Genomic DNA, 18514 nt, shown 5'->3' with positions numbered 1-18514 from the left:
GCTTTAGAGCGATTTTACGTCGCAGGGAAGAGAAGGACGCATTTGCGCTAAGCGCCGCACCACCCTAGATAGACGCCCGCCAGCAACAAACGGCGTGTCACGCGAAAGGCTCCTGTTCCGGTGAAGTTGAAGCGCGCAAAGGGTAGCAGCGCACAGGACGGCTTTGCCCGGATCCTGGCCAATACCGGCTGGCTTCTGGGCGGCAAGGGCGTGGGTGCGGTGCTGAGCCTGGCCTATCTTGCCATCGTCACCCGCACGCTGGGCGTCGCCGATTTCGGCCGCTTCGCGCTGGTGCTGAGCGCCGCCAACGTCATCAAGGCACTGGTCTCCTTCGACAGCTGGCAGATTGTCGTGCGCTATGGCCAGCCGCACGTGGCAGAGGGCAAGAGCGACGCGCTCAACCGCGTGCTGCGTTTCTGCATCCTGATCGACCTTGCCTCCGCCCTGGTGGGCGGGCTTATTGCCGCCGCCATCATCCTGCTGTTCGGCAACGCGCTGGACCTGGGACCAGGCACGGGTCTTCAGACATGGCTCTTCTGCATGGTGATGCTCATCACCATCCGATCCTCCCCCACCGGCATATTGCGCCTGTTCGACCGGTTCGATTCGGCAGCCTTCGCCGAAACCATGATCCCGGTGGGGCGCATGATCGGTGCCGCAGTTGCGCTGGCCACGACCCCCAGCATCAGCGGCTTCCTGGCTGCCTGGGCCTTTGCCGAACTGGTCTGTGCCATCAGCTATTGGTGGCTGGCATTGCGCGTCGGCGGCGACCGGATCGGTAGCTGGCGTGCCGGCCGCACCCTCGACGCGCGCCGGGAAAATCCCGGCATCGTCGGCTTCCTGACCGCGACCAACTTGCAGACCAGCCTGTCCGCCATCGGCCAGCAGGTCGCGGTATTGATCGTCGGCGCCTTTGTCGGTCCGACCGGCGCGGGTCTCTATCGCCTCGCCAACCAGCTTGCCAATTCGCTGACCAAGATTTCCAGCCTGCTCTCGCGCAGCATCTTCGTCGAACTGTCGCGCACCCAGTCCAGCCATGGCGTCCATGCCTTGCGCGCGCTGTTCCGCCGCACCAACCGGCTGGCGCTGATCGCCGGCGCCATCATCATCGCGCTGATCCTGACCATCGGTCATCCGCTGCTGGGCCTGATCGCCGGCAAGGAATTCCTGCCCGCCTATCCGCTGCTGCTGCTGCTGGGCGTGTCGGCCTGCATCGACCTTGTCGGGGTCAGCTATCGCCCATTGCTGATGGCGACGGACCGCACCACCCAATCCTTGCGGATCACCTTCATCTCGACCCTGATGCTGTTGGGCACGCAGGCGCTGCTATTGCCGCTGCATGGTACGATCGGGGCCGCCATCGCCAATATCATCGCGTCCATCACCGGTTTCACGATGATGGGCTTGGCCACGCGCCATGCCCTGCGCCAGCGCGACCCGGTTATGACGGACATGCAGAACGAATGAGACGGCACCAGCCCGTCGTTCCTGGATCGAGGGGGGAGAGGAACGACGCGCTGGTGCCGCGCCCGGTTCAGCCTGATGAGACCGGGCTAGGGAAATTCAATAATATTTGAAAGCAGTGACGACGCCATTCTGGGTGCTGCACTTGAAGGTCTTCTTGACCGTCTTCTGCTTGCCGTCCTTTTCGATCACGACATTGACCAGTGCGCGCACGGCACCGCGACTATCGCTTTTCTTGTCGGTATCCTCCACCTCGCGCAGGGTGACGTCGATCACGCCCTTCTTCGCGCCCTGGGCCTTGGCCTCGTTCAGGCAGGCGGCAACCGAGACGTCGCGGGAATCGCCGCTGACCGGGGTGACCGGAGTCGGCGCCGGCGGCGCCGCTTCCGGGGTGGCCTGTGCCATCAGGACGAGGGTGGCGGGCAACAATGCCACCAGGGGCAGAATCTTGCGCATTGGGGTGCTCCCTTCATCAGGCCCATCTGCCGGGTCCGATTGTTTCTAGCACGGGGCCACAACGCGCGGCATCGGGAATAACCCGATAGGGAAACGCCCTGCCCTATCCTTTAGCGCGCAAGGATGGATTCAATCAGGACGATGTCGTCGGGCTTGTCGGCATCGATGCAGGCTTCCGCCTGGTCCATCGCCACCAATCGCGCCGTCAGGCCGAACCGCCGCCCCACCCGCGCGATCCCCCCCCGCAGAGTCAGGATACGCAGCAGCGCGCCGACCAGCGCCAGCGGGCCGAAGGCGGACAGGATCTTCCACCCCTTCTTGCGATCCTGCTCGACATCCTGCCACAGTGCGATCACCGGCCGCGCCCTTGTGCTGCCGAACCAGAAGATGTTCGCGCCGGACCACCAGCCATCGCGGAACTTGAGCCAGGTGCGGCGCGACTGCGGATAACGCGCCAGCAGCGTCGTCCGCTCGACCATGGCGACAGCAATGTCGGCCCCGGTCGCCTGCGCCACGAACTGATCCAGCATCCCCGCGTCGAGCAGCACATGATCCGCCGTCGTCATCAACAGGGGGAAAGGCAGATCTGCCTTCTCCATCACCCCCAGCAGCGAGGAAGCGATGCCCTTGCCACCGCGCTCGAACCGCACGCGCGGATCGCTTGCCAGCCAGGCGGTGGCCGGATCATCGGCGAAATATTCGGGATTCTGCGTCAGGATGACAACCTGCGCGATCGCCGGATGGGCCAGCAACGCCCGCGCCGGGCGGTTGATCATCGGCTCCCCTGCGACCGGCACCAACGGTTTGACCGGCACCCCTGCGGCGGTGGCGAGCGGATCGGCGATCGGCCGCGCTCCTCCCAGCAGGATGGCGGTGACGGTGGCGGAAGATGGGGATGTCATGCCCGCTCGTTAGCCGAGCGCAGCATCGGCGCAAAGCGGCTTATTTCCCTGCGGCGACCGGGGCGGTTGCGGTCGGCGTGGCCGCCGCCACCTCATGCGTGCCGACCTTCAGCCCCTTGAGCTGGGCCAGTCGCGCCCGGAAGGCGGCCAGATCGCCGCCGGTCAGCTGCGCCGTGGTGGTGAACTTCACCGACAATGGATTGACCACCTGGCCATTACGATACAGCTCATAATGGAGGTGCGGGCCGGTCGACAGGCCGCTGGAGCCGACATAGCCGATCACCTGGCCGCGCCGTACCCGCTGGCCCGGCACCGCCGCGATCCGGCTCATATGGGCATAGCCGGTGGCCAGGCCCCCGCCATGGGAAACGCGGACATAATTGCCATGGCCGCCATGGCGGCCGGCAAAGGCGACCACGCCGTCGGTCACGGCATAGATGGGCGACCCATAGCGCGCGCCGAAATCGATGCCGGCATGCATGCGGGTATAGCCCAGGATCGGATGGCGGCGCATGCCGAAGCCCGATGTCATGCGGGCGCCGTCGACCGGCGCGCCCAGTACGCCGCGCTTTTCGCCCACGCCCGATGCCTCGAACCATTCGGTGCGGCCGTCGCTGGTCCATTTCAGCATGTCGACCGCCTTGCCGCTGGCCCGGCGGAAACCGGCATAGAGCAGCTCGCCCACCTCGACATCGCCGGTTTCAGCCCGATGATATTCGGTGATGATGTCATAGCGGTCGCCCGCACCGATGGATCCCAGATCGACCTGCTTGGTGATCACCCGCAGGAAGGCCTGTACCGCCTTGGGCGGTGCGCCGGCGGCACGGGCCGAGCGATAGATGCTGTCGCCGACCACGCCCTGGATGCGCAGCGGCGTATTGTCGACGCGAATGGGCACGCGCGTCACCTGCAGCACGCCGCCGACCCGGTTGAGTTCGACCGCCAGGTCGAGGCGCGCGCGGAAATTGAGCTTGTCCAGCGGCCGGGGCGAGGTGCGGCTGGCGCGCCGGCCCAGGATGATGTCGAGCCGGGTGCCCGACTTTACCCCCGCGCCGATATCGCCGCCGACCATGCTGGTCACGGTCGCGACATCGCCGCTGCTGACCCCGGCACGCGACAGGGCACGGGCCAGCGTGTCGCTGCTGCCGATCTGGGCGTTGAGTTCGATCTGCGGGCGCTCGGGCGTTTCCTTGAGCGGCTGCACCGCATCGGTCGGCCCCATCCGCCGGCCGCTGTCCGCGCCCAGCGCCAGCGGCGTGATCATCTGGCTGCGCACCTCGTCATATTGGGCGGGCGCCAGCAGGGGTTCGGGCGCGCCGGGCACCGGCTGGAAACCGGGCGAGAGATAAAGGGCGGTGGCGCACAGGCCAAAACAGGTGGCAAGGCCACGGAACCAGGTAAGGCTGCCGACATTCTGCCCCAGGTCGGGGACCAGATTGACGTCCTCCGCCCAGTCCCGCAGGCGGGTGCGCCAGTCGCGCGTCGGCGCCGGTCGCTGCAGGCTGTCCGCCAGCCATAGCGACATGGACGCGCCACCCTGCTGAAAACCCGACTGATTATCCTGGAACAAAAGTCGCAACCCCCGGGGTGCTTTTATCGCATCGCCAACGCCATGGTCCCCGCGCCATGCGTCGGACCGCACCCTTGTGAACGCGCAGGGTTAAAGTCAATTTAAGACGCCGGCGTGACGCACGCCGCTGCGACGAAACGTGCCCATCGCCGGGCAGAGGCCCGTTACCCGACGGAACATTCGATCGGTGATGCAAAGTCCTTGCCCTGCCCATCATCCTGCACGACATAGGCCCCATCATGGCCCAGTTCGCCCGTTCGCCCATCACCGCCGTGCTTGGCCCCACCAATACCGGCAAGACCCATCTCGCCGTCGAGCGCATGTGCGGCCATTCGAGCGGCATGATGGGCTTTCCGCTGCGCCTGCTGGCGCGCGAAGTCTATGACCGCGTCGTCGCGATCAAGGGCGCGCAGCAGGTCGCGCTCATCACCGGCGAGGAAAAGATCGTGCCGCCGGGCGCGCGCTATTTCCTCTGCACGGCCGAATCCATGCCGATCAGCGGCGGCAAGGAAGCCGCCGCGATGACCGGCGGTCTCAGCGATTTCGCCTTCGTCGCGCTGGACGAGGCGCAACTGGGCGCCGATCCCGAGCGTGGCCATATCTTCACCGACCGCATCCTGCGCGCCCGCGGCCGGGAAGAAACGATGATCCTGGGTTCCGCCAGCATCGCCCGCACGGTCAAGAGCCTGGTCCCCGATATCGAGATCATCGGCCGCCCCCGCTTTTCCACCCTGTCCTATGCCGGCGCCAAGAAGCTTTCGCGCCTGCCCCGCCGCTCGGCGATCGTCGCCTTCTCGGCCGAAGAAGTCTATGCCGTGGCGGAGATGCTGCGCCGTTTCCGTGGTGGCGCAGCGGTCGTCATGGGCGCCCTGTCGCCCCGCACCCGCAACGCCCAGGTGCAGATGTTCCTGAACGGCGAGGTCGACTATCTGGTCGCCACCGATGCGATCGGCATGGGCCTGAACCTCGACGTCGCCCATGTCGCCTTCGCATCGCTGCGCAAGTTCGATGGCCGCCGCTCGCGCCGGCTGACGGTCGCCGAAATGGCCCAGATCGCCGGCCGCGCCGGGCGCCATCACAAGGATGGCACCTTCGGCAGCCTGGGGTCGGAAGACGGCGACGCCGCCTTCACGCCGGAAGAGATCGAGGCGATCGAGGCGCATCGTTTTCCGTCCGTCGACCAGCTTTTCTGGCGCGACGGCGCGCCGCGCACCGACAGCATCGATCATCTCATCATCGATCTGGAGGCGCGGCCCGATCGCCCGGAACTGCGCGCCGCGCCGCAGGCGGTCGACCTGGCCGTGCTGCGCCGCATGGCCGAAGACCCCGAGGTCCAGGCTCGTGTCCGCACCAAGCGCGATGTCGAACGGCTCTGGGCCGCCTGTGGCCTGCCCGATTTCCAGAAGCTGGGCGCGGAGCATCATGCCCGCACCGTGGCGCGAATCTGGCGCTTCATCGCCGGCAATGGATCGGGCTTTGGCGGCCATATTTCGCGGGACTGGTTTGCCCAGCAGATCGCCCGCCTCGATTCGGTCCAGGGCGATATCGATACGCTGTCGGGCCGGATCGCTGCCGCCCGCACCTGGTCCTATATCGCCCATCGCCCCGACTGGCTTGCCAATCCGGTGGAGATGGCGGAGCGCACGCGCGCCCTTGAAGAAAAACTGTCCGATGCCCTTCATGCGGCCCTGACGCAGCGTTTCGTGGACCGACGCACATCAGTTCTGCTAAGGGACATCGGACAGAATGCGAGCAATCTGCCGGTCACGGTCGACCCGGATGGGACGGTCTGCGTCGATGGCGAGACGATCGGGCGACTTGACGGATTTCGTTTCTCAGTCGATCCCGCTACGCGACTCCAGGACAGAAAGCTGTTGCTGGCGGCGGCGGAAAGGCGCCTTGGAAAGGTATTACGAGTGAAGGCTGACGAATTGATGAGCGCTGCGGATACGGATTTCGCGCTCATGGACGATGCGGGACAGACGCCGGGCATCGCCTGGCAGAGCACCCCTGTCGCCACCCTGCTGGCCGGGCCGAGCTTGCTCGCGCCTGAAATCCGGCTCGACCGCGCACTCGCTGCGCTGGGCCAGGATGTGCAGAAGCAGGTCTCCACCCGCCTCACGGCCTGGGTCGAGGCGCAGAAGCAGAAGCATCTGCTGCCGCTGGTCAAGATGGGGGAAAGCGCCGCCGACCCGGCCGTGCCCGCCGTCGTGCGCGCGGTCTTTGCCCAGCTGGCCGATGCCGGCGGCGTTGCCGCGCGACTCGACCTCGATTCGGCGCTCGGCCATCTCGACAAGGATCAGCGCCATTTGCTGCGGCGTGCCGGCATCGATATCGGTGTGCTCGATCTCTATCATCCCGGTCTGCTGAAGCCGGGCGCGGCGCGCTGGCGCGCGGCGCTACAGGCCGCCCGCATCGGCAAGCCCTGCCTGCCGCTGCCCCAGCCGGGCCTGACCCTGATCCCGACCGGCGACAAGCCGCAGGAAATGGGTGCCCGCATCGCCGGCTTCCGCAGCTTCGGCCCGCAGATGCTGCGCATCGACATGGCCGAGCGCATGGCCCGCACCGCGCATGAGACGATCGCCAAGAATGAGCCGTTCAGCGCGCTCAGCCCCCCGATCGTGTCGCTCGGCCTCAGCGAGGAGGCGTTCCTGCAACTGATGCGCGCCGCCGGCTTCCGCCCGATCGATCCGGTGCCGACCCCGGCCCCCGTCGCCGAGGCACCGGCCGAGGCCACACCCATCGTGGAAGCGACCGACGCCCCGACCGAAGCAACGGCGGAAGTCGTTGCCGAAGCCCCCGTCGACGCGGACGCAGAGGCTCCTGCCGAAATCCCGGCGGAAGTCCCGGTCGTCGCCACCGGCGCCAACTGGGTGTTCAAGGGCCGACAGAAGGCGCGGCCCCAGAGTGATCGTGGCCCGCGCGGCCCCCGTCGCGACCAGCAGCAGCGCCCCGAAGGCAAGTTTGCCGGCAAGAGCGACAATCGCGGCGAAGGTCGTGGCGACAACCGTGGCGGCAAGGGCGGCGATCGCGGCCCGCGCAAGGGTGGCGACCGCGACGACAATCGCGCGCCGCGCACTGCCCCCGCCAGTCACAAGGCCGCGACCAGCAACCATGCCTTTGCCGGTCTGGCCGACCTGCTGGGACGCAATGGCTGACCCCAGGGGGGCCGTGACAATGCCGGGGAAGGGGCCGGGGAAGGGGCCGGGGACAGGCCTCGGCCCGTCCCTGCGCATCGACAAATATCTGTGGTTCGCGCGCCTGTCGAAAAGCCGATCGACCGCGCAGAAGCTGGCCGAGGACGGTCATATCCGGCTCAATGGCCGGCGCATCGACCGGTCCCATGCGCCGGTTCGCATTGGCGACCTGATCACCTTCCCCCATGGCGCGGGTGTCCGCGTGGTCCGCGTGGTCCAGTTGCCCACCCGGCGCGGGCCTGCGCCCGAAGCGCAGGCCTGCTTTGAAGAACTGACGGTCGGCAGCTGAGCCGAATCAGAACCGGTAGGCGAGCGCCACAAATCCGGTCGGCCGCGTCGCATGCTCGACCAGCGGGCTGTCCTTGACCCGGCCGAGCAGGCTGGTCGCCCCGACCGATCCGGTCACGCTCCACCGGCTGTCGAGCCGATAGACGATGTTGAGCAGTGCCGACACATCCTTGAACCCCGCCTTGCCGCGATATGTATCCAGCCCGGACGCCGCCGCTTCGCGTGCATTCACCCCGAAATAACCGTCCATATGCTTGCCGTCGGCAAAACTTGTGGCGATCGAGGGGGTGATGATGACCTTGGGATTGAGGATGATCGGATAGGACAGGCTGGCGTCAGCCACGAAGCCGCCGGTGCTGCCGGTGATTGTCTGGGTCGCGCCCAACGTCGCCACCACGCCGCCGCCGGTCAGATTAGCGAAGATGCGCCCGCCCACGCCCCAGGACAGCCGATCGACGCCCGTCGGCACGTCGCGCCGCCGATAGCCCGGCAGCGGGGTAACGCCCGCCCCGATGGTCAGCGCCCGGTCGTCGACCAGGTTGAGACCGACGCCATTGCGAAAATTCGCGAAGATGCGCCCCTGGACGATATCGATCGCCGGCAACGGCAGCACGCGATAATCGTCGGCGCCCTGATAGACCGGCGTCACCGCCGCGCCCAGGCCGACGACGATCCGGTCCTTGCTCGGCTGCCCCACCGACTGGCGCGAACTGCTGAGATCCTGCGCCTCGGCCGCTATCTGCGCGCTCACACCCATGGCGAGAAGCGCGACGCTCCATCTGGCTATCGTCCAAATCATTGTCTGTTTTCCTGTCAATGCTGAATGCCCAAAGAACAGGCATAAGGGCGCCGCTCATGGGACATACGCCATCTCCGCTTGGAGGATAGGTGGGACAAAACCTACTGTAAAGACGTGATAATATTTCCAATCCGTGACAAATTCGAGCAACACGCCATCTTCCAGCCGATGCGCGCAGATCCGGTAGCGTGCCTCGCCCGCACGGAGCGATCAACAGCGAGAGATGGGTCAGGCACGGTGCATCAGCTGGAAACGGCCCCTAAAGCCCGGCCAACATTATCCTCATTGACCTTCGGCCCACCTGAGCATAGCAGGGCCGCCGCTGTCGCAACCCAAAGAGTGCCCTGACAATGACCTATGTCGTGACCGACAACTGCATCCGCTGCAAATATATGGATTGCGTCGAGGTCTGCCCCGTGGACTGTTTCTACGAGGGCGAGAACATGCTGGTCATCAATCCCAATGAGTGCATCGACTGCGGCGTGTGCGAACCGGAATGCCCGGCCGAGGCGATCCTGCCCGACACCGAGAACGGCCTTGAAAAGTGGCTGGAACTCAACACCAAATATTCGGCCGAATGGCCCAACATCACCGTCAAGGGCGAGGCCCCGGCCGACGCCGACGCGATGAGCGGCGTAGAGAACAAGCTGGAGCAGTTCTTCTCGCCCGAACCCGGCGAGGGCAGCTGATCCTTCCGGTCGACCCGGACAAGCTACAGCGGCTCATTTTTCGCCACACCCCCAGACTTTGTGTCCGGGGGTGGCAATTTTGTTACGAATCTGCTAAATAGCGCCCAGCGGACGAACATGGTCGCGTTCGTCCTGGAGTATTCGCATCATGTCTTGACGGTGACGCCGCGGACTTTCCCCGACTCGTGCCCCTGCTGCACCTGCCCCGCGACGGCCCGTTCCCCGGTTGAATAGAAAGGTTTCAAATGGCTGCCAAGGCGCTGTCCTTTGACGTTGGTGATTATGTCGTTTACCCCAAGCACGGCGTGGGCCGTGTGATCGAACTCCAAAAGGAGCAGATCGCGGGCATGGAACTGGAGCTGTATGTGCTCCGTTTCGAGAAGGAGCGCATGACGCTGCGCGTTCCCACCAACAAGGCCGAAGGCGTCGGCATGCGCAAGCTGTCCTCCAACAAGACGCTGGAGGAGTCGATGGAAACCCTGAAGGGCAAGCCCAAGGTCAAGCGCACCATGTGGTCGCGCCGTGCCCAGGAATATGAAGCGAAGATCAATTCGGGCGACCTGGTGTCGATCGCCGAAGTGACCCGCGACCTGTTCCGCGCCGACGACCAGCCCGAACAGAGCTATTCCGAGCGCCAGATCTTCGAAGCGGCATCCAGCCGCCTCGCCCGCGAACTCGCCGCGATGGAAGAGACGGACGAGCCCACCGCGCTGCAGAAGATCCTGCGCATCCTCAATGAGGCCGCGCCGAAATATGCCAAGGTCGAAGGCTGATCCCTTCGCCTGCACAGGCTGAACAATGACGAAGGGCGCCCTGCCAAGGGGCGCCCTTCTTCGTTACGGCATAGGGCATTGCGGGAATCCCGCCCTCGTCCGTTGACTCCCCCGAACCGTTCTTCAGGACGCACAGGGGAATTTGCCATGATGGACCAGAGCGACGCCCAGCTGGATCTGATTCAGCGCGGCTATTCACGCCGCGATGCCGCCCGTATCCTCGGCGTATTGGGCGCGGGCGTGGCGGTCGCCACCGCCGGCACCCCGGTCTGGGCGCAGCGCAATGACGGCCCGGACGAAGGCAATTTCCCCAAGGTGCGGATCGGCTCCAACGAATGCTGGACCGGCCCCTTTCCCGTCGCGCAAGCCGCCGCAGCCAAGATCGTCTCCCAGTCCAATTTCTACCATCCCGGCACCGAAGTCACCGACTTCAAGAAGACGCTTGCGACGATCGAGGGCGTACCGGTCGATTATGTGTTGCCCTGGCCCGGCTCCAGCGATCCGCTCTCGCGCATCGTCGTCGCCTTCTGCTCGCCGCAAAAGGGGCTGGTGACCGCCGATGTCAGCTATGAACAGCCCTGGGGCACGGCCGAATGGGCCGGTGCCAAGGTGACGAAGGTGCCGCTGACGCCCGATTATCGCCATGACGTGAAGGCGATGCTGGCCGCCAATCCCGATGCCGGCCTCTATTATATCTGCTCGCCCAACAATCCCACCGGCACGCTGACGCCGATCGCCGACATCGAATGGCTGGTCGCCAACAAGCCGGCCGGTTCGATCGTTCTGGTGGACGAGGCCTATCTCCATTTCTCGCACGGCCAGTCGGCCGCGCCGCTGGTCGCGCAAGGCAAGGACGTGATCGTGCTGCGCACCTTCTCCAAGCTGTTCGGCATGGCCGGCATGCGGCTGGGCGCCACCATCGCGCGGCCGGACCTGCATGCCAGGATGATGCGCTATGACGGCAAGCGCATGTCTACCAACCTGCCCCTGCCCTCGGTCGTGTGCGGCACCGTGGCGCTGACGCAGAAGGGGCTGATCGAGCAGCGCCGGGCCGAGATGATCGCCGCGCGCGACTTCACCTTCGCCCACCTCACCAAGCGCGGGGTCAAGTTCATCCCGTCGGATGCCAACATGTTCATGGTCGACTGGGGCAAGCCGGCGGTTGGGGTCCAGGCCCAGTTTCTGGCGGCGGGGGTCGGCATCGGCCGCAACTGGGCGCCCTGGCCCACCATGTCGCGCGTCACCGTCGGCTCGATGGCCGACATGCAGGCCTTCTGCGCCGCGCTCGACAAGATCATGGTCTGAGAAAAGGGCCAGCTCCGCTGTGGAAGCCGGCCCTTTGGATCAATTGCCCTTCACCGTATCGGCGGCATCCTTGGCGGCGTCGCCGACATCGCTCGCGGCCTGACCGACCTGACTCGCCGCGCTCGACACGGCATCATCCTTGCGGGTCTGGCTGCTGATCAGGAAGAAGGCGGCGACCGCCACCACCACGACCAGCAACAGGATCGCGATGGTCGTGCCGCCGCCGCTGCGCTTTTCAATGATGGTCGTCGTCGGCGTCGGGCGCTCCTGATAATCTGCCATATAGTCTCTCCTCTTTGTCACCCCGTTGGGGACAACAATGCCGAAGAGCGGGCAAAAGTTTCCGGTTCAGACCAAGGCGATTACCAGGATGATAGCTCCCAGTGCCTCAATCATCGCCAGAGAAGCCTGCAGGAAGGCCGCCCCCCGCCCGATGCCCAGTTGCTTGCCAAACCAGATCATCTGCATGCCGCCATACCAGACCATGGTCGCCGATATTAAAAGCACGCCGCCAACCCCCATCAACAACGGCTTGTGCGGCGCCAGCAGCATGGTTCCGCCCAGCCCCAGGAACAGCGCCAGCGGCGCCGCCAGATAGCATTGGCCATAGAAGGGGCCACGCAACGTATCGCGGTCGATGCGCTGCTTCTTGCGCCGCAGCAGCCGGACCGACATCAAAAGCGGGAACAGGCTGTAGACGATCAGACGAAAGAGGATGAGATTGCTATCGCTGCTGATCAGCGCATCCAGCCCCACGCGGCTCTTTATCAGCGCGTTCTGACCGATCACGCCCAGTTCGAGGCCATGGCACAGCAGCAGCGATATCAGTAAAAACAGCGGCGGGCTCAACGTGTCGGTATATTGCTCCTCCGGCGCATCCCCCAATTCCCGGTCAGCATAGCACATCAGTTGCAACGGATGCCGCAGCGCGCGCCACAGGGTGATGGGATAGAAGACCAGCCAGGACATCAGCTCATAGAGCAGCTTGTCCAGCGACTTCAGAAAGTCGAACAGGAACATGGCCGGAAGATGCCCGCATCCCCGGCCATGTCAATCAGCGTCAAATCAGGGCGCGGCTTACTCGCCGGTCGGGACGAAGGCGCCCTTGGCGCGGTCCTTGACCACCTTGTCGGCGCGGAACACCGATCCGCTCATGGTGATATAGACGCCCGGCTCGGCAACCTGCGCGGTGGCGAACGCCATGCCGAGGTTGAAGCTCGCATCGCTTTCGCCAAAGCGGGCCGGCGCCAGCGCACCGACCAGTACGATCGTCTTGCCGGGCACGTCCTTCAGCAGCTTGGCCGTCTCGGTCATGGTGTCGGTGCCATGGGTGATGACGATATGCTTTTCGCGCGCAGCAACGACGCGGGCGGCGATCAGCGCGCGATCCGTGTCGTCCAGTTCCAGACTGTCCTTGCGCGTGATTTCCTCGATGCGGAAGGGCCGCTTGACCCGCGCCACCTGCAACAGCTTGGCCATCACCGTCTCGCCGACCTGATAGTCGGACAGGGCGTCGAAATAAACCTTGTCGATCGTGCCACCGGTGGTGAGCAGCAGGATGGGGGTTTCGGGGGACAGCATGAACGGACTCCGTATATCGATCGCGCCCCCCTTAACGGATAATGGCGCGAACCGGAACCGTCCCTATTCGCCCCGCGCCATCGCCGCACCCCGGTCGCGGGCGGCGACCAGCGTGTCGGTCAGAAGGTCGAGCAGGCGATTGTCGGCGTCCAACACATTGAGGCCCTGGCGCGTCATGCCGCCGGGGCTGGCGACCTGATCCGCAAGGGTCGCCGGACTGACGCTGGCGCGCGCCGCCATGTTCGCCGATCCCTGCACCGTCGCCAGCGCCATGCGCGCGGCCTGATCGGCGGGAATGCCCAGCGCCTCGCCGGCGCGGGACAGCGCATCGATGAAGCGGAACAGGAAGGCCGGGCCACAGCCCGACAGGGCCGTCACCTGATTGAACAGGGCTTCGTCACCCATCCATTCCGCCAGACCCAGCGGCGCGATCAGCGCGGCAATGTCGGCCTTGGCGGCCGCGTCGGTGGTCGCATCGGTATAGAGCGCGACCACGCCCTCGCCCAGCCCGACCGGCAGGTTGGGCATGGCGCAGACGACATCGCGCGGCGCCGGAAAATGCCGGCGCAGGTCGGCGATCGGCGTGCCGGCCAGGATCGACACCAGCCGCGTCTCCGCCGTCAGCAGCGGCGCGAGTCCCGCCGCGACATCGGCAATCTGATAGGGCTTCATGCCTAGCAGCACGGTGGTGCCGGCCGGCAGCGCGTCGGGATAGGCGGTGACAACCGTCACACCCTCGGCCACCGGCTTGCCACTGGGCCGCAGCACGGTGACGCGGGCGGGATCGAGGCCGCAGGCCAGCCAGCGGGTCAGCATCTGCCCGGCCATGTTGCCGCAGCCGACAAGGAAGAGGTGATCGGGGAAGATAAAGTCGGCCTGGGGGGCAATGGTCATGATCAGGCTTTCAGGCAGATATGTCAGGCTTCGCCGCGGGTTTCGATCAGGCTCGCGCTGATCGCCTCGCTCGGGCTCTTGCCGCCCCACAGGACGAACTGGAACACCGGATAGAAGCGCTCGCATTCGTCGATCGCGGTCTCGATCAGCACCTGCGCCTGATCCAGCGTCAAGGTGCCGCCCTGCCCCAGCAAGGCGCCATGGCGGAACAGGATGATGCCGCTCGACGACCATAGCTCGAAATGGCCGAGCCAGAGCTGCTCGTTGATCAGGCCCAGCGTCTCGTAGATAACGGCGCGCTTGTCGTCATTGACGCGGATGTCGGGCAGCGCCAGCAGTTGCAGCACCTGATCCTCGTCGCGCCAGATGCCGCGCAGCTCATATTGCGCCCACGACCCCTGGGTGCTCGCGACGATCTCGTCCTCGCCGACCTGCTCATAGCTCCAGCCATGGGCCTCGTAAAAGGCTGCCAGCATATCGATCGGCGCGGCCTCATGGCCGCCATTCTCAAATTCGTCGCTATCCATCATCGGCGCGCCTTTATCACCGCAAGCGGCGAAAGGACAGGGCGCTTACTCGGCGCCCGCATCCTTATCCACAGCTTTCGTCTTGGCGGCGCGCACGGCCTTGGTGACCGGCTCGGGCGCCTTGCCTTCCAGCGCGTCTAGGCGGGCCTTGAGCAGCTCGACTTCCTCGCGCGCGGCGGCCGCCATCGCCTTCACCGCATCAAACTCCTCGCGGCTGACGAAGTCGACGCCGCCGATCCATTCCTTGGCGCGTTCGCGCGCGTTGGATTCGAACTCGCGGGTCATGCCCGCGACCGTGCCGGCAGCGCCGTTCACCAGCTTGGCCAGGTCGTCGAAAAAGCGGTTCTCGCTCTGCATGATCGTCTATCCTCGTATCAGGCGCGTGGATGCGCCGAAATCATATCTGGGTCTGGAGCGCCGGCGCGACAAGCCTGTGCGCATCCGGATTCAGGCGGCCGACCTCATAGTTGAGGTAGGAGGCAAAGACCAGCCAGACCAGATAGGGCAACATCAACGCACCGGCAAAGGGACGGATCCGCCAGAACAAGGCGGTGGTGAGCGCCACCAGCATCGCGAGCACCAGGATCAGGCCCAGCGCCGCCCCGACCTGATGCGCGCGAAAGAAGAGCGGCGACCAGAGGAGGTTGAGCGCCAGTTGTACCAGGAACAGCGCGATCGCCGCTGCTCGCCCTTTCGCGCTGCGGGCATGCAACACGATCGCGAAGGCCAGTGCCATCAATATGTAGAGGATGGTCCAGGCGACGCCGAAAGCCCAGCCCGGCGGCATCAGCGCAGGCAGGTTGAGCGAGGCGAACCAGCGATTGCCAAAACCGCTATTGGCGAACTTGCCCGACAGGAAGCCGAGGAAGACGATCGCGGGCACCGTCACCAGTGCCCAGCGCAGATAGGCAAGACGCAACTGACCCTGGGACGCGATCTCGTTCATCGGCAACGCAGCTCCAAGCTATTCGGCGGCTTCGGGCGAATCCTTGAGCGCCGAATCCAGTTTGCGACCAACGGTTTGCGGAGAAACCGTGCGCTTGGCAACGCGCGAATAGAAAATGGGAATGAGGAACAGGGTGATGAGCGTCGCCAGGCTGACGCCGAACACGATCACCACGCCGATCGAATGGCGCGCCGCCGCGCCGGCCCCGCCACGCAGGACCAGCGGCACCGCGCCGATGACGGTCGCAATCGACGTCATCAGGATCGGACGCAGACGCCGCTTGGCCGCCTCGCGGATCGCCTCGGCAACCTCCATCCCTTCATCGCGCAACTGGTTGGCGAACTCGACGATCAAAATGCCGTTCTTGGCCGCCAGGCCGACCAGCATGACGATGCCGATCTGGCTGTAGAGGTTGATCGATCCGCCGGTGATGGCAAGCCCCAGCGCGCCGCCCGCAACGGCCAGCGGCACCGTCGCGATGATGATGCCGGGATGAATGAAGCTTTCGAACTGCGCGGCGAGCAATAGGAAGACGATCAGGATGGTCAGCCCGAAGACGACCCAGATCGACCCGCCCGTCTCGCGCAGCGACTGGCTCTCGCCACGATAGCCGATCGCCAGCACCTCGGGCGACTCGCGCGCCTGATCCTCCAGGAAGGCAAGCCCCTGCCCCAGCGACGTACCCGGCGCCAGCGCGGCGGTCAGGGTGATGGCGCGCAGCTTGTTATAGCGGTTGAGCTGACGCGGCCCAGCCACTTCACGCACGGTCACGACCGCCGACAGCGGCACCAGCACGCCGCTGCGGCTGCGCACCTGGATACGTTCCAGATCGGCCAGCGTCTGGCGCCCGTCCCGCTCCGCCTGCACCAGCACGCGATATTCCTCGCCCCGGTCGACATAGGTGGTGACACGGCGCGAACCGAGCAGGCTCTGCAGCGCCTGGCTGACATCGTTCACCGACACGCCCAGGTCGCCGGCACGCTGCAGATCGGTCTCGATCCGCATCTGCGGCTTGGTTTCCTTGTAATCGCTGTCGAGGTTGATGAGGCCCGGATAGCTCGCCGCCGCCAGCATGATGCGGTCGCGCGCCGCCACCAGGCCCTCATAGGTGGAGCCGGCCAGCACGATATTGACCGGCAGGCCCCGACCACGGCCAAGGCCCGATCTCGGCGCGGCATTGCCGCGCACGCCGGGCTGGTCGGCGATCACCTTGTTGATGATGGTCGCGACTTCCGCCGTGGTGATGGTGCGGTCTTCCCACGGCCGCAGGAAGGCGATGACATTGCCGTTGTTATAATCATCGGTGGTGCCGAAGCCGCCAGGGGTGCGGATCACCAGATTCTGCAGCGTGCCATCCTTGCGCAGGAAGGCGAGATCATTCTCGATCTTCTGCATATAGGCCATCATCCGGTCGAATCCGGTGCCTTCGGGCGCGTTGATATTGGCTTCCACTACGCCGGTATCCTCGGCCGGGGCCAGTTCGGCCGGCAGGCGGGTGAAGAGGAAGAAGGCAACGCCCAGAAAGATCGCAACGCCCAGCAGCGGCATCAGCGGCTTCTTCAGCGTCCAGTCGAGCCAACGGCCGTAGCCATGCTCGATCCGCTGGAAGCGATCGTCGATCCAGCGCGCCAGCCGGCCGCGTTCGGCATTCTTGAGCAGCTTGGAGCAGAGCATCGGCGCAAGGCTGAGCGATATGAAGCCCGAGAAGCCGATCGCCGCGATCATCGCGATGGCAAGTTCGCGGAACAGCAGGCCGGTCTGGCCGGCGAGGAACATCACGGGCACGAACACGGCGCAGACGACCAGGGTGGTCGAGATGATGGCAAAGCCGACCTGCCGCGTGCCGAGATAGGCGGCGACCAGCGGATCTTCGCCCTGTTCGACGCGGTGATAGACATTTTCCAGCACCACAATCGCATCGTCGACCACCAGGCCGATCGCCAGCACGAAGGCGAGCAGCGTCAGCAGGTTGATCGACAGGCCCAGCAGCCACATCACCGCGCAGGTGGCAAGCAGGCAGATCGGCACCGTAACGGCCGGCACGATCGTCGCGCGCACCGATCCCAGGAACAGGAAGATGACGAGGATGACGAGCAGAGCCGCCTCGACCAGCGTGTCATAGACATTGTCGATCGCACGTTCGATGAACAGGGATTCATCGGTGCCGATCGCCACCTTCATGCCCTTGGGCAGGGTCGGCTCCAACTCCTTGATCAGCGCCTTGGCCTTCTGCGCCACTTCCAGCGTATTGGCGCCCGACTGGCGAATGATGCCGATGCCGATCGCCGTGCCCTGGTTGGAACGGAAGCTGCTATAGGGGTTTTCCGCCCCTTCCTCGATCCGGGCGACATCGCCCAGCTTGACCTGATAGCCATCCTCGCCCCGGCCCACGACCAGTTGCGCGAACTGGTCCGGCGTGGCGAAGGGCCGCTCGACGCGCAGCGTCTGGTTCTGATCCTTCGATTCAAAGCGGCCGGCAGGCAGCTCGACATTCTGGGTGCGCAGCGCCGCCTCGACATCGGCCGGGGTCAGGCCGAAGGCGGCCAGCTTTTCCGCATTGAACCAGATCCGGGTCGACGGGCGCGCCTCGCCGCCAATGGTAACGCGGGCGACGCCGTCGATCGCGGCAAAGCGGTCGGCAATGTTGCGGTCGAGATAGTCGCTGATCTGGATCGGCGACCAGCCGGGGCGCGAGAAGGCGAGGAACAGGATCGACCGTGCGTCGGAATCGACCTTGCGGATCTCGGGCGCCAGCGCATCCTCGGGCAGATCCTGCGTCACCGACCCGACACGGTCGCGCACGTCATTGGCGGCGCTGTCGATGTCGCGCGAGGGATCGAACTCGATATTGATGTTGGACGTGCCGTCCTGCGAGGTCGAGGTGATCGTCTGGATGCCCTGCACGCCCGCGACCGCATCCTCGATCTGCTGGGTGATGCGGGTTTCCACCACCGACGCGGCGGCGCCGGTATAGGTGGTCTCGACCGACACGATCGGCGGATCGGTATCGGGATATTCACGCACCGACAGGCTGAAATAGCCGACCAGGCCGACGATGCACATCAGCACCGCGACCACCGCCGCGAAGACCGGCCGGCGGACCGAGAGATCGGAGAGTTGCAT

General features: G+C 65.4%; 18 protein-coding genes. 6 read left to right on the top strand and 12 right to left on the bottom strand.

Annotation, left to right across the window (positions count from 1 at the left end):
• Positions 1 to 120 precede the first annotated feature (120 nt).
• Complete coding sequence (locus tag GGQ90_RS12405) at positions 121 to 1467, top strand: oligosaccharide flippase family protein (protein ID WP_188082407.1); 1347 nt, start codon at positions 121 to 123, stop codon at positions 1465 to 1467.
• Between the two features lie 96 nt (positions 1468 to 1563).
• Here GGQ90_RS12405 and GGQ90_RS12400 read toward each other — a convergent pair whose 3' ends face one another.
• The 3 genes from GGQ90_RS12400 to GGQ90_RS12390 all read right to left on the bottom strand — a co-directional run bounded on the left by GGQ90_RS12400 (position 1564) and on the right by GGQ90_RS12390 (position 4392).
• Entirely contained in the window at positions 1564 to 1920 is a 357-nt protein-coding gene (locus tag GGQ90_RS12400) for a hypothetical protein (protein ID WP_188082406.1), read from the bottom strand.
• 110 nt (positions 1921 to 2030) lie between these two features.
• Positions 2031 to 2822, bottom strand: coding sequence for a nucleotidyltransferase family protein (locus GGQ90_RS12395; protein WP_188082405.1), 792 nt, complete (start codon positions 2820 to 2822; stop codon positions 2031 to 2033).
• Positions 2823 to 2862: 40 nt separating this feature from the next.
• The gene (locus GGQ90_RS12390; RefSeq protein ID WP_465270289.1) at positions 2863 to 4392 is read right to left on the bottom strand and encodes a M23 family metallopeptidase; all 1530 of its coding nucleotides are present in this window, start codon (positions 4390 to 4392) and stop codon (positions 2863 to 2865) included.
• A 239-nt stretch (positions 4393 to 4631) separates the two neighbouring features.
• Here GGQ90_RS12390 and GGQ90_RS12385 point away from each other — a divergent pair, with 239 nt between their 5' ends.
• Together GGQ90_RS12385 and GGQ90_RS12380 are read left to right on the top strand one after the other, a co-directional pair.
• Entirely contained in the window at positions 4632 to 7550 is a 2919-nt protein-coding gene (locus GGQ90_RS12385; protein WP_188082403.1) for a helicase-related protein, read from the top strand.
• A gap of 19 nt (positions 7551 to 7569) precedes the next feature.
• A complete protein-coding gene (locus GGQ90_RS12380) occupies positions 7570 to 7878 on the top strand; it encodes an RNA-binding S4 domain-containing protein (protein WP_188082506.1) in 309 nt (102 codons plus the stop codon).
• A 6-nt stretch (positions 7879 to 7884) separates the two neighbouring features.
• Here the strand turns inward: GGQ90_RS12380 and GGQ90_RS12375 are convergent, their stop codons facing one another.
• Complete coding sequence (locus GGQ90_RS12375; protein ID WP_188082402.1) at positions 7885 to 8676, bottom strand: MipA/OmpV family protein; 792 nt, start codon at positions 8674 to 8676, stop codon at positions 7885 to 7887.
• A 350-nt stretch (positions 8677 to 9026) separates the two neighbouring features.
• Between GGQ90_RS12375 and fdxA the strand changes: the two genes are divergently transcribed.
• From fdxA to GGQ90_RS12360, 3 genes are all read left to right on the top strand, one after another.
• On the top strand, positions 9027 to 9365 hold the full coding sequence (gene fdxA / locus GGQ90_RS12370) for a ferredoxin FdxA (protein ID WP_004211101.1): 339 nt from the start codon (positions 9027 to 9029) through the stop codon (positions 9363 to 9365).
• Positions 9366 to 9610: 245 nt separating this feature from the next.
• Positions 9611 to 10138, top strand: coding sequence for a CarD family transcriptional regulator (locus GGQ90_RS12365; RefSeq protein WP_004211100.1), 528 nt, complete (start codon positions 9611 to 9613; stop codon positions 10136 to 10138).
• Positions 10139 to 10285: 147 nt separating this feature from the next.
• On the top strand, positions 10286 to 11443 hold the full coding sequence (locus tag GGQ90_RS12360) for a pyridoxal phosphate-dependent aminotransferase (protein ID WP_188082401.1): 1158 nt from the start codon (positions 10286 to 10288) through the stop codon (positions 11441 to 11443).
• 39 nt (positions 11444 to 11482) lie between these two features.
• Here the strand turns inward: GGQ90_RS12360 and GGQ90_RS12355 are convergent, their stop codons facing one another.
• The 8 genes from GGQ90_RS12355 to GGQ90_RS12320 all read right to left on the bottom strand — a co-directional run bounded on the left by GGQ90_RS12355 (position 11483) and on the right by GGQ90_RS12320 (position 18514).
• A complete protein-coding gene (locus GGQ90_RS12355) occupies positions 11483 to 11725 on the bottom strand; it encodes a hypothetical protein (RefSeq protein ID WP_188082400.1) in 243 nt (80 codons plus the stop codon).
• 66 nt (positions 11726 to 11791) lie between these two features.
• Positions 11792 to 12463 carry a hypothetical protein gene (locus GGQ90_RS12350; protein ID WP_188082399.1) on the bottom strand — a complete coding sequence of 224 codons (672 nt, stop codon included), beginning with the start codon at positions 12461 to 12463 and terminating at the stop codon, positions 11792 to 11794.
• A gap of 57 nt (positions 12464 to 12520) precedes the next feature.
• On the bottom strand, positions 12521 to 13024 hold the full coding sequence (locus GGQ90_RS12345; protein WP_188082398.1) for an asparaginase domain-containing protein: 504 nt from the start codon (positions 13022 to 13024) through the stop codon (positions 12521 to 12523).
• A gap of 63 nt (positions 13025 to 13087) precedes the next feature.
• A complete protein-coding gene (locus GGQ90_RS12340) occupies positions 13088 to 13918 on the bottom strand; it encodes a pyrroline-5-carboxylate reductase family protein (RefSeq protein ID WP_188082397.1) in 831 nt (276 codons plus the stop codon).
• Between the two features lie 23 nt (positions 13919 to 13941).
• The gene (locus GGQ90_RS12335) at positions 13942 to 14448 is read right to left on the bottom strand and encodes a type III secretion system chaperone family protein (RefSeq protein ID WP_004211091.1); all 507 of its coding nucleotides are present in this window, start codon (positions 14446 to 14448) and stop codon (positions 13942 to 13944) included.
• A 42-nt stretch (positions 14449 to 14490) separates the two neighbouring features.
• Positions 14491 to 14802 carry an accessory factor UbiK family protein gene (locus tag GGQ90_RS12330; protein ID WP_188082396.1) on the bottom strand — a complete coding sequence of 104 codons (312 nt, stop codon included), beginning with the start codon at positions 14800 to 14802 and terminating at the stop codon, positions 14491 to 14493.
• A gap of 40 nt (positions 14803 to 14842) precedes the next feature.
• Entirely contained in the window at positions 14843 to 15391 is a 549-nt protein-coding gene (locus tag GGQ90_RS12325; RefSeq protein WP_188082395.1) for a TspO/MBR family protein, read from the bottom strand.
• An 18-nt stretch (positions 15392 to 15409) separates the two neighbouring features.
• Positions 15410 to 18514 carry an efflux RND transporter permease subunit gene (locus tag GGQ90_RS12320; RefSeq protein ID WP_188082394.1) on the bottom strand — a complete coding sequence of 1035 codons (3105 nt, stop codon included), beginning with the start codon at positions 18512 to 18514 and terminating at the stop codon, positions 15410 to 15412.

This window comes from Sphingobium scionense (assembly GCF_014197035.1).
GTDB classification, from domain to species: Bacteria; Pseudomonadota; Alphaproteobacteria; order Sphingomonadales; family Sphingomonadaceae; genus Sphingobium; species Sphingobium scionense.
This window is presented reverse-complemented; position numbering and strand designations above follow the sequence as displayed.

What these genes read in the sequence shown, in the direction of transcription:
- fdxA (WP_004211101.1), top strand. Translation starts at nt 9,027, where the DNA reads ATGACCTATGTCGTGACCGACAACTGCATCCGCTGCAAATATATGGAT.
- GGQ90_RS12360 (WP_188082401.1), top strand. Translation starts at nt 10,286, where the DNA reads ATGATGGACCAGAGCGACGCCCAGCTGGATCTGATTCAGCGCGGCTAT.
- GGQ90_RS12375 (WP_188082402.1), bottom strand. Translation starts at nt 8,676, where the DNA reads ATGATTTGGACGATAGCCAGATGGAGCGTCGCGCTTCTCGCCATGGGT.
- GGQ90_RS12395 (WP_188082405.1), bottom strand. Translation starts at nt 2,822, where the DNA reads ATGACATCCCCATCTTCCGCCACCGTCACCGCCATCCTGCTGGGAGGA.
- GGQ90_RS12365 (WP_004211100.1), top strand. Translation starts at nt 9,611, where the DNA reads ATGGCTGCCAAGGCGCTGTCCTTTGACGTTGGTGATTATGTCGTTTAC.
- GGQ90_RS12325 (WP_188082395.1), bottom strand. Translation starts at nt 15,391, where the DNA reads ATGAACGAGATCGCGTCCCAGGGTCAGTTGCGTCTTGCCTATCTGCGC.
- GGQ90_RS12335 (WP_004211091.1), bottom strand. Translation starts at nt 14,448, where the DNA reads ATGATGGATAGCGACGAATTTGAGAATGGCGGCCATGAGGCCGCGCCG.
- GGQ90_RS12380 (WP_188082506.1), top strand. Translation starts at nt 7,570, where the DNA reads ATGCCGGGGAAGGGGCCGGGGAAGGGGCCGGGGACAGGCCTCGGCCCG.
- GGQ90_RS12350 (WP_188082399.1), bottom strand. Translation starts at nt 12,463, where the DNA reads ATGTTCCTGTTCGACTTTCTGAAGTCGCTGGACAAGCTGCTCTATGAG.
- GGQ90_RS12355 (WP_188082400.1), bottom strand. Translation starts at nt 11,725, where the DNA reads ATGGCAGATTATCAGGAGCGCCCGACGCCGACGACGACCATCATTGAA.
- GGQ90_RS12340 (WP_188082397.1), bottom strand. Translation starts at nt 13,918, where the DNA reads ATGACCATTGCCCCCCAGGCCGACTTTATCTTCCCCGATCACCTCTTC.
- GGQ90_RS12330 (WP_188082396.1), bottom strand. Translation starts at nt 14,802, where the DNA reads ATGCAGAGCGAGAACCGCTTTTTCGACGACCTGGCCAAGCTGGTGAAC.
- GGQ90_RS12345 (WP_188082398.1), bottom strand. Translation starts at nt 13,024, where the DNA reads ATGCTGTCCCCCGAAACCCCCATCCTGCTGCTCACCACCGGTGGCACG.
- GGQ90_RS12400 (WP_188082406.1), bottom strand. Translation starts at nt 1,920, where the DNA reads ATGCGCAAGATTCTGCCCCTGGTGGCATTGTTGCCCGCCACCCTCGTC.
- GGQ90_RS12320 (WP_188082394.1), bottom strand. Translation starts at nt 18,514, where the DNA reads ATGCAACTCTCCGATCTCTCGGTCCGCCGGCCGGTCTTCGCGGCGGTG.
- GGQ90_RS12385 (WP_188082403.1), top strand. Translation starts at nt 4,632, where the DNA reads ATGGCCCAGTTCGCCCGTTCGCCCATCACCGCCGTGCTTGGCCCCACC.